Raw genomic sequence first — 13,657 nt, forward strand, 5'->3', positions numbered from 1 at the left:
ACAATCCAACAATATTAGCAATCGAACAATCTTATCCCTTCCCAAATCTATAATACAAACTCAAACCGCCGTAATTTTGTGCTTTGGCTACACTTTTTACTTCTTTTGTTTTAAAAATCACATTAAAATCGGCTGTAAATCGCCTCGAGCTATAATTTACGCCAAATTGCTGCTCAAAAACAATTGGTTTTACGCCAAATGTTACCGGGCTATTATCATTAAATAAACTTCCCTGGATGGTAGCATCGTAAGCCACAAAATTAAGCTGTGGTTTTACGTAAAAGAAAAACTCCGAATTGTTCAGGCTTTTAGTTTTCGAATTCCCAATTACCGCATTATGGTATGCACTATTAAACAATTGGTTTAATTTACCGGCCCTGAATAATACCGATGCACCTAAACCAGAAAAAGTGGTGCCTAAATTGGCATAACCCTGTGCACTGATATCAACAATCGGGTCTTCCGGTCTGAAAAGCAGTTTGCTATAATTTGCGGCAAAATTTACAGCCACTTCGTTTTTAATCTGATAATCCCATCCTGCAGGCGTGTAAAATCCTACCGTTTTGTGTAGAAAACGTTGCGCATCCTGGGCAAGTGAGTTGGGGCCAACTGTACCCACTTCTACACTTGTTTTTAAAACACTTTCATTTTTGTAGAAAACGGAGTAAGCACCACCCGCATAAAGATAACCCGCAAAAGGCCTGTCCTGATCTTCTTTATTCGGTACCTGACCCCAATACGGCGTGTACATTTTTTGTCCGGCAGAAATTTCAAAAGTCTTTTTCTCTATTTTATCAGAAAGTTTTTCTGTATTGAGTGCCCTTCTGAAATAGATAAATAGTCCATTGGTATAATAACGATCGTTTAAAGTAGCCAGATATGCATCGTTTTCGGTTTTAAAACCAAATTCATTTTTAAATGATTGAGCAAATCCCGTCGAAACAAGCAGGCAAAAAATTATTGTAGCTAAAATTGATTTCATAAAAAAGTCCCGATGATTATCGGGACTATAAAAGTATTTATTGTAATTGGATTTTTGATTGTTAATCCAAAAGATTTACCAATTAGTTTACAATCGGCGCAATTTTAACGCTCAAATCTATCGGTTTTTTAACCTTGTTTTTGGTTAAGGCTAAATCAATTACTTCGCTCATTTCGGTTACATAGTGGAAGGTTAAGTCTTTAATGTAACTTTCTTTAATCTCTAAAATATCTTTACGGTTGCTTTTGCAAAGGATAATTTCTTTAATATTTGCCCTTTTTGCCGCCAATATTTTTTCTTTAATTCCGCCAACCGGAAGCACTTTTCCGCGTAAAGTTATTTCGCCTGTCATGGCTAAATGTTGTTTTACCTTACGTTGTGTAAATGCTGATGTTAACGCGGTAAGCATGGTAACACCTGCCGAAGGGCCATCTTTTGGCGTAGCGCCCGCCGGAACGTGAACGTGTACATCCCAATTATCAAACAGGGTATAGTCGATGCCGAATTCAGCAGCATGGGCACGTAAATAAGCCAAAGCAATCACTGCCGATTCTTTCATTACATCACCCAGGTTACCGGTTAAGGTTAATTTACCTTTACCAGGACTTAAACTCGATTCGATAAATAAAATGTCGCCGCCAACGCTTGTCCAGGCTAAGCCGGTTACAACACCTGCTACTTCATTGCCTTCGTACAAATCCTTATCGTAAATAGGGGCACCCAAAATGCGTTCTACATCATCGTTGGTTAAATTTGCTTCATAGGTTTCTTCCATCGCAATCTTTGTGGCTACACCACGCACCAATGAACCTATTTTTTTCTCTAAACCACGAACGCCAGATTCTCTGGTATAATCTTCAATCACTTTTTCAATCAAGGTTGGTTTAAGGCTAATATCCTTCGTTTGCAAACCATGATTTTCTTTCTGTTTTGGCAACAGGTATTTTTTAGCAATTTCTATTTTCTCTTCAATGGTATAACCGTTTACCTCAATAATCTCCATACGATCTAACAAGGCAGGTTGTATGGTGCTTAAAGAGTTTGCCGTAGCAATAAAAAGAATGTTAGAAAGATCGTAATCCACTTCTACATAATGATCGTAGAAAGCATTATTTTGTTCAGGATCTAAAACCTCCAGCAAAGCTGATGAGGGATCGCCGCGGTGATCGGTACCTACTTTATCAATCTCATCTAAAACAAACACAGGGTTATCTGCACCGGCTTTTTTAATGGATGAAATGATACGGCCCGGCATTGCACCAATATAGGTTTTACGGTGACCACGGATTTCTGCTTCATCGCGGATACCACCCAGCGCCATACGTACATATTTACGGCCTAATGCTTTTGCAATTGATTTACCAAGTGAAGTTTTACCTACTCCAGGAGGGCCAACTAAACATAAAATTGGCGCTTTCATGTTGCGTTTTAATTTAAGTACAGCCAGGTATTCGATAATACGCTGTTTTACTTTTTCTAACCCGAAATGATCTTTATCCAAGATGCGCTGTGCTCTTTTTAGGTCGAAATTGTCTTTCGTAAACTCGCTCCATGGCAAATCTAACAGCAGTTCGAGGTAATTTAACTGTACAGAATAATCCGGAGCAGCAGGATTCATCCGGCCCAATTTATCCAGTTCCTTGTCAAAATGATCGGCAACGGGTTGGGCCCATTTTTTCTTTTTGGCTTTTTCCTGTAAAGCATCAAACTCCAAATCGGCAGAATTGCCTCCCAGTTCTTCCTGAATGGTTTTTAACTGCTGGTTTAAAAAATAATCACGTTGTTGTTTATCAAGATCGGTACGTACTTTAGATTGGATCTGGTTTCTCAGTTCCAGCATCTGCAGCTCAATCATTAAAAGCTCCATTACCTTTTGTGCCCTTTCCTGCAATTTATCCATTTCGAGGATTTTTTGCTTATCGGCCATTTCGGCATTCATATTTGAAGAAATGAAATTGATCAAAAATGAATTGCTCTCGATGTTTTTAAGCGCAATACTGGCCTCACTCGGGATGTTTGGAGAAAGCTGGATAATCTGGGCAGACATTTCACGGATCGAAGCGATCAGTGTTTTAAACTCTTTATCGGCCTTATGTTTCTGCTCTTCAAATTTTTTAACAACAGCTTTAATATAAGGTTCGTTCTGTACCTCTTCAATCAGGCTAAAACGTTGCTTACCCTGGATAATTACCGTCGTGTTTCCATCAGGCATCTGCAACAGCTTAATGATGTTTGCAACGGTACCAACGGTGTTAAGTTGCTCAAAAGTAGGGTCTTCTATCGAAACATCTTTTTGAGATACTACCCCGATGATTTTATTTCCCTTGTAGGCTTCTTTAATTAATTTAATTGATTTATCTCTTCCAACTGTAATGGGAATCACTACACCCGGGAATAAAACGGTGTTTCGCAATGGCAATATGGCCAACGTTTCAGGGGTTTCCTCATTGTTCATTTCCTCTTCGTCCTGTTGAGACATTAAGGGAAAAAACTCGGTATCTTCGTTGATGATTGGCATTGCTGATTGGAAATCAAATATATCTTGTTTACTCATTATCACATTTTCCGCTAACGACAAACTGGCAGTTTAATCGTATTCACTTTGTTTAATTTTTGTATTAAGTTAATAAATTCAACTCTTGTGCCAAAGTGAAAATAGCATTAATCTTATGTTAAAAAGGCAGAGTAACATAAATATTTCCGTCAATATCATATAAAGCATATTTTAACGTTTAAGCTAATGTTTAGAACGTTTGCTTTTAAATGAAAGAAAATTAAAAACTTTTAAATTATCAGAATAGGATTATATTGCAAAAAAAATTCTCCTATAATTTTATTAGGCGTTTGATTTGTTAAACTTATTACTCATCCATGAACTATTTTAAAAAGGCGATTTTAGGACTCATTATTTTTTCATCAACCACTAGTTTTGCCCAGAGCAACTATGAAAGAAGCATGCAGGCTATGATGAAAGGGGACTATAAAACTGCTGCAGCACAACTGGAAAAAGCCGATACTAAAACTCCTGATAATGCAAATGTTTTACAAATGCTTGGATATTCATATTTTCAGAACCGCGAATATGAAAAATGTATTGCCACTTACAGCCGTTTACTAACCGTTAAACCAACAGAGGTTTCGGCTTATTATTACCGTGGAATTGCGAGATTGAAAATTGCAAACGATCCAAAAGAATCACTAAATACGATGCGCGAAAACTTTTATATGGCATCTCTCAAAGATTTTACAAAAGCAATTGAGATTAATGGAGATGAAGATGCCCAGATGTTTCAGAACCGTGCTTTAGCTTATAAGGATTATGCCATTTTTAAATCCTTTAAAGCAAAGAAAAAAGAAGAAAAAGCAGCTTGTGTAGCGTTGTTTAATAATTCAATTGCCGATTTTCAAAAGGTATTGACGCTGCAACCGTTAAGAAAAGATATTATTGACTGGGTTACTTACGATAAAGCGCAGATTGCAAGCTTAAAATAATCATCAGTCAAAAAGGAAAAGGGATTCGAAAAATATTCGAATCCCCCTTTTTTATTTCAACTTTCCGGTAATGGAATATTTTTTTTCTTTTAAAAGCCTTATTTTCTGCTGCTTTTTGATGGAATATAAACTATCGGGATAATAAGTTAAAGTATCCTGAGATTGGTAGAGGATATTTTTATTGTCGATGATGATCTCTACTCTGTCCACTTTTTGCCCATCCTGCGTTACAGAAATTTTCTTGATCGGGATTTTTTTACTGTCAGAAGTATATACATCAGTTCCATTCTGTTTAACCGTTTTAAAACTTCCTTTCCATGAAGTTTTATTGATATCGGCATTAACGAAAATGGCTAGCTCTTTTGTCCAGTCGGTTATTTTTTCTTTTTTGTTTTCAGAAGCACCATTTATACTAACGGTTTTATCCACTTCAGGATTTAATTGTTGTAAACGCGAAATTTCTTTTCCGAAATAGCCTTTGATGTCGAAATACAATAAATCAGTATTTGCTTCAGCTTCTTTTCGCTGGTTACAGGAAAATAAAACTAAAGCAAATACGAGTATATAAAGTTTTTTAGTCATTATACTAAAACGTTTCCGGTCATTTCCGCTGGAATATCAACACCTAAAATCCTTAAAACAGTAGGGGCAATGTCGCCTAATTTTCCATCAGCAATGGTTTTATAATCATTATCGATCAGAATACATGGAACGAGGTTGGTGGTGTGTGCGGTATTGGCAGATCCATCTCCGTTAACCATAAACTCCGAATTGCCATGATCGGCCAAAAGAATAAATGAATAACCGTTTGCTAAACCTGTATTTACAACCGTTTCTGCACATTTATCTGCTGTTTCTACAGCTTTAATTACGGCTTCAAAAACACCTGTATGGCCAACCATATCCGGATTTGCAAAGTTTAAACAGATAAAATCAGCCCATCCTGTTTCCATTTCTTTGGTAATGGCATCAGTAATACCAGCAGCGCTCATTTCTGGCTGAAGATCGTAAGTAGCCACCTTTGGCGAAGGGATTAAAAGACGTTTTTCGTTTTTAAATTCACTTTCCCGTCCGCCAGAGAAAAAGAAAGTTACGTGCGGGTATTTTTCAGTTTCGGCAATGCGGATCTGGTTTTTGTTGTTATTGGCCAATACTTCGCCAATGGTTTGTACTAAATCATCTTTCCTGAAGATTACATTAACCTTTTCAAAGCTGTCATCATAACTCGTCATGGTAACATAGTACAATGGCAGTTTGTGCATCTGCTGCTCCGGGAAATCTTTCTGGGTTAGGGCAGTGGTAATTTCGCGGCCTCTATCCGTACGGAAATTGAAACAGATTACCACATCATCATGCTGAATGGTTGCAATAGGAGCGCCATCATCCTGTGTTAAAACAACTGGCTTTAAGAATTCATCCGTTACACCATCAGCATACGATTTTTTAATGGCAGCCAAAGCATCCTGAGTTTTCTCGCCAACTCCATTTACCATTACATCGTAAGCTTGTTTTACACGCTCCCAACGGTTATCTCGGTCCATTGCATAATAACGGCCAATCATAGTTGCCAGTTTAGCATTGGTGTTTTGGATGTGATTTTCAAGATCGGTAATAAAGCCCAGGCCAGAATTTGGATCGGTATCACGGCCATCTAAAAAAGCATGTACATAAGTATTGGATACGTTTGCTTCATTAGCAGCATCGCATAGTGCTTTTAAATGTTCAATGTGGGCATGTACACCGCCGTTAGATACCAGGCCTATAAAGTGTACCGCTTTGTTATTTTGTTTAGCATAATCAAACGCACTTACTAAAATCGGGTTGCTATGCAGCTCACGGTCAGTAATTGATTTATTGATTCTTCCAAGTTCCTGGTAAACTACACGGCCGGCGCCTAAATTCATGTGTCCAACTTCTGAATTTCCCATCTGTCCGGCAGGTAAACCTACGGCTTCACCAGATGCTTCAAGTTTAGAATTTGGGTATTTTTGTAATAACGAATCGAAAAAAGGAGTGTTGGCAGCATAAGCAGCATCAGAATTGTCTTGTTTTCCGTAGCCCCAACCATCAAGGATTATCAGTGCGAGTTTTTTATCGTTTACCATCTTTATTGTAAAATTTATTGATTCATGTTAAAACATTTTCAGATATAACATGTTTTAGTGTTTTGTTTATATGGCAAATATAAGTTTATTGAAGCTTATACAAATTAAGAAATCCTTTTTTTGATACGCTAATGGCATAATTTTAGCTATAGGGTTCTGTATAAAATACAGAAATGATCCGGAGCTTATTTTTATTCATTATTAGTTTGTCATCATTATATAGTGCTACGGCCTTCCAGGCTGATATTATTGATGATTTATCCTCGTATTTTAAGGCTGGCAACGCTAAAGAAATAGCTAAAAGTTTTGCTTCTACCATAGAACTGATCATGGTTGATGAAGAAGATGTCTACTCAAAAGCACAGGGTGAACAAATTTTGAGAGATTTTTTTGTGAAACACCCTCCGGTAAAAACAAGTATTTTTCATAAAATTAATACCAATCCTAATTATCGTTTCGGTGTAATTATTCTAAACACTGCTAAAGAAACTTTCAGGGTTTCCATCACGATGAAAAAATTTAACACCAGTTTTTCGATCACTGAATTGAGAATTGAGCCTGCAAAAGACTAAGTAAATTGTCTGCTAACAAATAATTCTTATTTTTGCGACATAAAACCTACGTTTTGGATACTCAACTTATACATCAATTCATAAAAAATGCCCTTACCGAAGATGTTGGTGACGGCGATCATACCTCACTTTCTACCATTCCATCCGGAACGCAGGGAAAAGCAAAGCTGATTATTAAAGAAAATGGTATTTTAGCAGGGATTGAACTGGCGATCGAAATTTTTAATGAAGTTGATGCTGATCTGAAAGTTGATGTATTATTGAAGGATGGTGCGGAAGTAAAAGTTGGCGATATTGCTTTAACTGTTTCCGGAAGTACCCATTCCATTCTAATTGCCGAGCGTTTGGTTTTAAACTGCATGCAGCGCATGAGTGGTATTGCCACTAAAACCCATCGCATTGTATCATTGTTGAAAAATACCAAAACTAAAATTTTAGATACCCGAAAAACCACTCCAGGACTTCGTTATTTAGAGAAATGGGCTGTGCGGATTGGTGGTGGCGTAAACCATCGCATTGGTTTGTACGATATGATCCTGATTAAGGATAATCATGTAGATTATGCCGGAGGGATTTCGAATGCCATTACTGCTGCTAAAAAATACCTTAATGATCAAAATAAAAACCTTCAGATCGAAATTGAAGTTCGGAATTTAGAAGAACTGAACCAGGTTTTAGCCATTGGTGGTGTTGATCGGATTATGCTTGATAACTTTAATTTTGAAAAGCTGAGAACGGCTGTTGCAACCATCGATGGTAAGTTTATTACTGAAGCATCCGGAGGGATTACCGAAGAGAATGTTGCAGAATATGCTGCTTGTGGTGTAGATTTTATCTCAATGGGCGCGCTTACACACTCTGTGAAAAGCCTGGATATGAGTTTAAAAGCATACTAAAGTGATTTGCTATAAAATTGAAAGCTTATTTTTTGTATCATTGTAGGCTATGGTTACGGTTTATTCTCTCAGCGCGCTATTAATTGCTTACCTTTTTGGATCTATACCAACGGCTGTATGGCTTGGTCAGGCCTTTTATGGAGTCGACGTAAGAGAATATGGAAGTGGTAACGCTGGTGCAACCAATACTTTCAGGGTATTGGGCAAAAAAGCCGGAATTGCTGTAATGATTATCGATATCGCAAAAGGTTATACGGCAACCAATCTGGCCTATTTAATCGGCATGTCGGTAACCGGACCACAAAATTCAGTTGTATTTGTTAACTATCAGCTTGCCTTAGGGGTAACTGCGGTAATGGGGCATTTATTCCCCGTTTTTGCAGGCTTTAGAGGGGGTAAAGGTGTTGCTACACTTTTTGGAATGATTTTGGCAGTTAATTTCGAGGCATCTATGCTTTGCGTTCTGGTTTTTGTGGTGGTGTTATTATTAACTAAATATGTTTCATTAAGCTCCATTTGTGCAGGTTTTACTTTTCCGCTCAGTGTGGTCTTTTTGTTTCAGGTTTCCATCAAATCTGAAGTGCTTTATGGCATGGTGGTTTGTATTTTAATTTTGGTTACCCACCAAAAAAATCTCGAAAGATTGCTTAAAGGCAAAGAATCTAAAGTGTACTTGTTTAGGAAGAAAACTAATTAATTAAACAAAACACATTTCATTAAAACTTATTTATAGGCTTACTGTTTAATCTTCGGTTTTGCTTATACGTATCACTAATCATTTAAAATCGCATTTATGAAAAAGTTATTTTTAACAGCGGGTGTTGCTGGGATTTTATTATTTAACTCCTGTTCTACAGTTCCTTTAACAGGCCGTAGTCGATTTGATCTGGTGAGTAACGATCAGGTTTTACCCATGGCATTTCAAGCTTACAGCAGTTTTTTAACTGAAAATAAAGCTACCGTTTTACCGGCATCAAATGCACAGGCATTAAAAGTAAAAACGATTGGAAGCAGGTTAATTACGGCTGTAAAATCATATATGAACAGCAATAACTATGGTAACCTGATTGCCGATTACCAATGGGAAGTTAATGTAGTGCAGAATAATGAGAAAAATGCATGGTGTATGCCTGGAGGTAAAATTGTGGTGTACACGGGGATTTTACCTGTAACGCAGGATGATGCCGGTTTGGCAACAGTAATGGGGCACGAGATTGCGCATGCCATTGCAGGGCACTCTGCAGAACGCATGTCGCAGGAAATGGTTGCGCAGGGATTTGGTACAGCGGCAGGTGTTGCTTTATCTAAAAATCCAAAAACGCAGTCTATTTTTAATACCCTTTATGGTGTGGGTACACCAGTGGCGATGTTAAAATTTAGCCGTAACCAGGAGTTAGAAGCAGATCGTTTAGGTTTAATTTTTATGGCCATGGCCGGATATAATCCACAAAGTGCTACTGCTTTCTGGAATAGAATGTCTGCATCATCTGCAGGTGCACAAAAGCCAGCAGAATTTTTAAGCACTCACCCAAGTGATGCGACCCGTATTGCTCAGATTCAAAAATATTTGCCAGAAGCGCAACAGTATTATAAGAAATAAGGTCGAAGGTGAAAGGTAGAAAGGCGGAAGATTTTTGTATGATGCAAAAATTTTCCGCTTTTTTTTGAGGTGGCGTCAGGATGACTGATTGCTTTTGTTTTTAAGGATACAGCAAGAAATAAAAAGATTCTTCACTGCGTTCAGAATAACAAACGATATAACTAATGAACCAATGGCTAATGAACGAGTGAACCAATTACCCACCCAATACCTTCAAAATTGCACTGGCTTTCAACAAACACTCTTCATACTCTAAAATAGGGTCACTTTGATAAGTAATGGCCCCTCCAACCTGAAAGGATAAATATTTAGATTTGGCGTTATATAAAATACTCCGTATAACCACATTAAAATCAAAATCTCCATCAGGACTAATACAGCCAAAAGAACCAGAATAAATGCCTCTTTTTGTTACTTCATATGTTTCAATCAATTTCATGGCTTTAACCTTTGGGGCCCCTGTCATAGAGCCCATCGGAAAAGCATTTTTAATGGCATCAATAAAGTGAACCTCAGGATTTAGTTCACAGCTAATGGTAGAGATCATTTGGTGTACCTGTGGGAAGCTGTAAATGCCGAATAGTTCATCAACAGTTACAGATCCTTTAACGGCTGATTTAGTGAGGTCGTGGCGCACGAGATCAACAATCATGACGTTTTCTGCCTGTTCTTTAATGTCGTTTCTCAGACGCAGTTTTATGGCTTCATCTTCAGCAGGATCTAAACTCCTTTTAGCGGTACCTTTAATGGGTTGAGAAGTAAGTATCGGGCCACGTTTACAAAGAAATCGCTCAGGCGTGGCGGATAAGATATATTGGCCATATACTTTGAAATATCCAGCAAAGGGGGTAGGAGATACTTTATTTAACAGTTCGAAAGTTTGAATGGGATCTATTTCTGCATTTTCAGCAAAAAACTCCTGGCAAAAATTAACTTCATAAATGTCGCCTCTTAGGATGTGATTTCTTAAAGTTTCAACTTTATGGACATATTGATCTTTCGATAATCTTTGCGATACCTGTACCGCTTTTGATCGTTTCTTATCTAGGATAGAAGAAGATTCAATCTTTGCTAAAACCGAAGGATCACCAAGGATTACTTCAGCTTTACCATTTTTAAAAGCTATAAGGTATTTTGGAACAAAAAAATATAAATCAGGAAAATTTAAGCCGTCAGAATTACCGGAACTGAGGTCTTCGGTTTCATTTTTTAAATCGTAACTAAAAAAACCGAAAATCCATTGTTTTTGGACGGTGTAAAAGCTTTTTAATTGATCAAAGGCATTGCCTGCAGTGCCTTTTAATTCACCCTGCACATCAGCCGCGATGATAAAATCATAAGCTGAGTAGGCATCGTTGTAATCGTTTGAATCTAAAAAACAGCAAACTTCGAACTGGTTGGCCCAATGCAATGCTTTTTGTTTAAAATTAGATATGTTTGGTAGGGTTTTCAAGCTGCGGCAAAGGTAAAAATAGAGATGATAATTGTAAGAAATTAATTTTTATCTTGGAAAATAATTAAGTCATGAAAATAAAGTCTCTATTCCTCCTTCTCGTTGCTATACTAATCTTCAGTTGCTCGATGCTCAAACAAAGAAAAATTGATTTAGACAACTTGCAAATGGCAAAAGTGAAAATGGAAAAGACTCATGCAAAAGATTCATGTGCAATTGTAGATGTTATATGGTTTTATCCAAGCATAAAAAGGTGTGGGCTAAACAAAGAACAGGCAAACCTGTACGTATGTAAGCAAGAATCAACGGGAGATACATTATATGTTTTTGCTGAATGTGGCCCCGACAAAGCACTGCCATTTTTTAAAGGCGTTTATATTATGAAAGGAGACATGAAGTACAAAGATTTAAAAGAAGTAATTGTTTCGATACCTGAGGATTTTATAATCCCTAAAAATGCTAAATATATTTTCTCTGATTTACTTTGGGCAGAAGATTGAACAGATTTAAATAAAATTGCATAACTCATTATCTACTCACATTACAAATGTGAATCTCCTACATTCTCGTTATAAACGAGGACGATTGTTTGGTAACAAAAAAAGCAACCCGTTATGGATTGCTTTTCTTTTATTACAGATCTCTCCATTTCGCTGCGCTGCAGTCGAGATGATGATATTATTTAACGCAATTCTAAAGTTTGTGCCCTGTCTGGTCCTACAGAAAGGAATTTAATTGGCACTTCCAGCTCTTTTTCCAGGAATGTGATATATTCGGTCAATTTAGCCGGAATTTGATCTACAGATGTAATTTTAGTTACGTCGGTAGCCCAACCGTCGATTGCTTTCAATACTGGTTTTGGTTCGATAGAAATAATATCGTAAGGCATATAATCGATCGTTTCGCCATTATATTCATAATGTGTACAAGCATAAATCGTATCGAAAGTATCCAAAACGTCAGCTTTCATCATAATTAATTCGGTAACACCGTTTAACATGATGGCATATTTTAATGCAGGAAGATCAATCCAGCCACAACGACGGGCACGGCCTGTAGTTGCGCCAAACTCGTGACCTAAAGCGCGTAAATTTTCGCCAACTTCATTGTCTAATTCGGTAGGGAACGGACCACCACCAACACGTGTACAATATGCTTTAAAGATGCCGTACACAGCGCCAACTTTATTAGGTGCAATACCTAAACCTGTGCAGGCACCAGCAGTTGTCGTATTACTTGAAGTTACAAAAGGATATGAACCGAAATCTACATCCAATAAAGTTCCTTGCGCACCTTCTGCCAATACTGCTTTTCCTTCTTTTAAGAAACCGTTAACATAATGTTCGCTATCTACGTGAGGAATGGTTTTTAAGAATTCGATTGCCTCGAAAAATGATGCTTCTTTTTCAGCCAGTTCATATTCGAAACCTTCATAATGTGAAAGGATTTCGGTATGTTTTTCTACCAGTTTAGCATAACGCTCTTTGAAATCAGGTAGGGTGGTATCACCAACACGTAAACCATTACGGCCGGTTTTATCCATATAAGTTGGACCAATACCTTTTAAAGTTGATCCGATTTTATTTTTACCCATGCGTGCTTCATTGGCAGCATCCAGCAACTGGTGGGTAGGTAAAATTAAGTGTGCTTTACGGGCAATTACCAATTTGCCATCGGCAACAGGATCATGACCAGCTTTTTTTAAATTATCTAACTCTCTTTTTAGGATAATTGGGTCGATTACTACACCATTACCGATCAGGTTCATGGTTTTTTCGTTAAAAATTCCTGAAGGGATGGTGTTTAAAACGAATTTTTTGCCATCGAACTCTAAAGTATGTCCGGCATTTGGGCCACCCTGAAAACGGGCAATAAGATCATATTTTGGACTTAGTACATCAACGATTTTTCCCTTTCCTTCATCGCCCCATTGCAGGCCGAGAAGTACATCTACTTGCGTCATTATTTAATAAATTAAGCTGGTTTTATTTGTATTTAATTTTCTTTAATTTTTTCGGCTGTTGCAGCACTTTCACTTACTTTTCTGGCCATACTGCAATCAGAACAGAAGCCATAAAGATTTAATGAATGGTGTTTAACATCAAATTTTAAAAGATCACCAACCATGGTTTGGATCTGGTGAATACGGGGATCGCAGAATTCTACTACTTTACCGCATTCAATACAGATCACGTGATCGTGCTGGCGGTAACCATAAGATTTTTCGAATTGCGCCATATTTTTACCAAACTGGTGTTTGGTAACTAAATCGCATGAAACCAATAATTCCAATGTATTATAAACCGTAGCACGACTTACGCGGTACTTTTGGTTTTTCATATGGATATAAAGGGTTTCTACATCAAAGTGGTCGTTTCTTGAATATATTTCTTCCAATATAGCGAAACGCTCTGGTGTTTTACGTAGATTTTTGTTTTCTAAATAAGCCTCAAAAATCTTGCGAACGAGCTCATTTGTTTTTTGTTCAGACATAGTTTTTAAACTCCATTCAAAGGTAGGTAAATTGTTTTGAAAAATGATTACACTGATTAAATGA

Annotated in this window: 13 protein-coding genes; 6 read left to right on the plus strand and 7 right to left on the minus strand. The window is 37.4% G+C overall.

Annotated features, from left to right (window positions below; translation table 11 throughout):
- Positions 1–31 precede the first annotated feature (31 nt).
- Positions 32–982 (minus strand): lipid A deacylase LpxR family protein, encoded by a 951-nt coding sequence (locus tag R2R28_RS00350; RefSeq protein ID WP_316823715.1) that lies wholly within the window; start codon positions 980–982, stop codon positions 32–34.
- An 82-nt stretch (positions 983–1,064) separates the two neighbouring features.
- Complete coding sequence (lon, locus tag R2R28_RS00355; protein WP_316823716.1) at positions 1,065–3,536, minus strand: endopeptidase La; 2,472 nt, start codon at positions 3,534–3,536, stop codon at positions 1,065–1,067.
- 317 nt (positions 3,537–3,853) lie between these two features.
- Here lon and R2R28_RS00360 point away from each other — a divergent pair, with 317 nt between their 5' ends.
- Positions 3,854–4,474 (plus strand): tetratricopeptide repeat protein, encoded by a 621-nt coding sequence (locus R2R28_RS00360; protein WP_316823717.1) that lies wholly within the window; start codon positions 3,854–3,856, stop codon positions 4,472–4,474.
- A gap of 51 nt (positions 4,475–4,525) precedes the next feature.
- On the opposite strand, the gene R2R28_RS00365 is transcribed toward R2R28_RS00360, so the two are convergent.
- Both R2R28_RS00365 and gpmI read right to left on the minus strand, forming a co-directional pair.
- A complete protein-coding gene (locus R2R28_RS00365; protein ID WP_316823718.1) occupies positions 4,526–5,056 on the minus strand; it encodes a hypothetical protein in 531 nt (176 codons plus the stop codon).
- On the minus strand, positions 5,056–6,579 hold the full coding sequence (gpmI, locus tag R2R28_RS00370) for a 2,3-bisphosphoglycerate-independent phosphoglycerate mutase (RefSeq protein ID WP_316823719.1): 1,524 nt from the start codon (positions 6,577–6,579) through the stop codon (positions 5,056–5,058). Before gpmI ends, R2R28_RS00365 begins: the two co-directional genes overlap by 1 nt.
- Before the next feature lie 206 nt (positions 6,580–6,785).
- On the opposite strand from gpmI, the gene R2R28_RS00375 reads away from it, so the two are divergent.
- The 4 genes from R2R28_RS00375 (at position 6,786) to R2R28_RS00390 (ending at position 9,647) form a co-directional block, all read left to right on the plus strand.
- Positions 6,786–7,151, plus strand: coding sequence for a DUF4783 domain-containing protein (locus R2R28_RS00375; RefSeq protein ID WP_316823720.1), 366 nt, complete (start codon positions 6,786–6,788; stop codon positions 7,149–7,151).
- A gap of 53 nt (positions 7,152–7,204) precedes the next feature.
- Positions 7,205–8,047, plus strand: a complete 843-nt coding sequence (gene nadC, locus R2R28_RS00380) for a carboxylating nicotinate-nucleotide diphosphorylase (protein ID WP_316823721.1) — start codon at positions 7,205–7,207, stop codon at positions 8,045–8,047.
- A 49-nt stretch (positions 8,048–8,096) separates the two neighbouring features.
- Positions 8,097–8,744, plus strand: coding sequence for a glycerol-3-phosphate 1-O-acyltransferase PlsY (plsY, locus tag R2R28_RS00385; RefSeq protein WP_029279402.1), 648 nt, complete (start codon positions 8,097–8,099; stop codon positions 8,742–8,744).
- A 96-nt stretch (positions 8,745–8,840) separates the two neighbouring features.
- On the plus strand, positions 8,841–9,647 hold the full coding sequence (locus R2R28_RS00390; RefSeq protein ID WP_316823722.1) for a M48 family metallopeptidase: 807 nt from the start codon (positions 8,841–8,843) through the stop codon (positions 9,645–9,647).
- A gap of 196 nt (positions 9,648–9,843) precedes the next feature.
- Here R2R28_RS00390 and R2R28_RS00395 read toward each other — a convergent pair whose 3' ends face one another.
- Positions 9,844–11,100 (minus strand): anthranilate synthase component I family protein, encoded by a 1,257-nt coding sequence (locus tag R2R28_RS00395; RefSeq protein ID WP_316823723.1) that lies wholly within the window; start codon positions 11,098–11,100, stop codon positions 9,844–9,846.
- Positions 11,101–11,228: 128 nt separating this feature from the next.
- Between R2R28_RS00395 and R2R28_RS00400 the strand changes: the two genes are divergently transcribed.
- Positions 11,229–11,600 carry a hypothetical protein gene (locus R2R28_RS00400; protein WP_316823724.1) on the plus strand — a complete coding sequence of 124 codons (372 nt, stop codon included), beginning with the start codon at positions 11,229–11,231 and terminating at the stop codon, positions 11,598–11,600.
- A gap of 182 nt (positions 11,601–11,782) precedes the next feature.
- Here R2R28_RS00400 and R2R28_RS00405 read toward each other — a convergent pair whose 3' ends face one another.
- Together R2R28_RS00405 and R2R28_RS00410 are read right to left on the minus strand one after the other, a co-directional pair.
- The gene (locus R2R28_RS00405; protein WP_316823725.1) at positions 11,783–13,063 is read right to left on the minus strand and encodes an adenylosuccinate synthase; all 1,281 of its coding nucleotides are present in this window, start codon (positions 13,061–13,063) and stop codon (positions 11,783–11,785) included.
- Positions 13,064–13,095: 32 nt separating this feature from the next.
- Positions 13,096–13,593, minus strand: a complete 498-nt coding sequence (locus R2R28_RS00410) for a transcriptional repressor (RefSeq protein WP_316823726.1) — start codon at positions 13,591–13,593, stop codon at positions 13,096–13,098.
- Positions 13,594–13,657 lie beyond the last annotated feature (64 nt).

It is taken from the genome of Pedobacter miscanthi (genome assembly GCF_032678605.1).
GTDB classification, from domain to species: Bacteria; Bacteroidota; Bacteroidia; order Sphingobacteriales; family Sphingobacteriaceae; genus Pedobacter; species Pedobacter miscanthi_A.

What these genes read in the sequence shown, in the direction of transcription:
- R2R28_RS00350 (WP_316823715.1), bottom strand. Translation starts at nt 982, where the DNA reads ATGAAATCAATTTTAGCTACAATAATTTTTTGCCTGCTTGTTTCGACG.
- lon (WP_316823716.1), bottom strand. Translation starts at nt 3,536, where the DNA reads ATGAGTAAACAAGATATATTTGATTTCCAATCAGCAATGCCAATCATC.
- R2R28_RS00360 (WP_316823717.1), top strand. Translation starts at nt 3,854, where the DNA reads ATGAACTATTTTAAAAAGGCGATTTTAGGACTCATTATTTTTTCATCA.
- R2R28_RS00365 (WP_316823718.1), bottom strand. Translation starts at nt 5,056, where the DNA reads ATGACTAAAAAACTTTATATACTCGTATTTGCTTTAGTTTTATTTTCC.
- gpmI (WP_316823719.1), bottom strand. Translation starts at nt 6,579, where the DNA reads ATGGTAAACGATAAAAAACTCGCACTGATAATCCTTGATGGTTGGGGC.
- plsY (WP_029279402.1), top strand. Translation starts at nt 8,097, where the DNA reads ATGGTTACGGTTTATTCTCTCAGCGCGCTATTAATTGCTTACCTTTTT.
- R2R28_RS00390 (WP_316823722.1), top strand. Translation starts at nt 8,841, where the DNA reads ATGAAAAAGTTATTTTTAACAGCGGGTGTTGCTGGGATTTTATTATTT.
- R2R28_RS00400 (WP_316823724.1), top strand. Translation starts at nt 11,229, where the DNA reads ATGCTCAAACAAAGAAAAATTGATTTAGACAACTTGCAAATGGCAAAA.
- R2R28_RS00405 (WP_316823725.1), bottom strand. Translation starts at nt 13,063, where the DNA reads ATGACGCAAGTAGATGTACTTCTCGGCCTGCAATGGGGCGATGAAGGA.
- R2R28_RS00410 (WP_316823726.1), bottom strand. Translation starts at nt 13,593, where the DNA reads ATGTCTGAACAAAAAACAAATGAGCTCGTTCGCAAGATTTTTGAGGCT.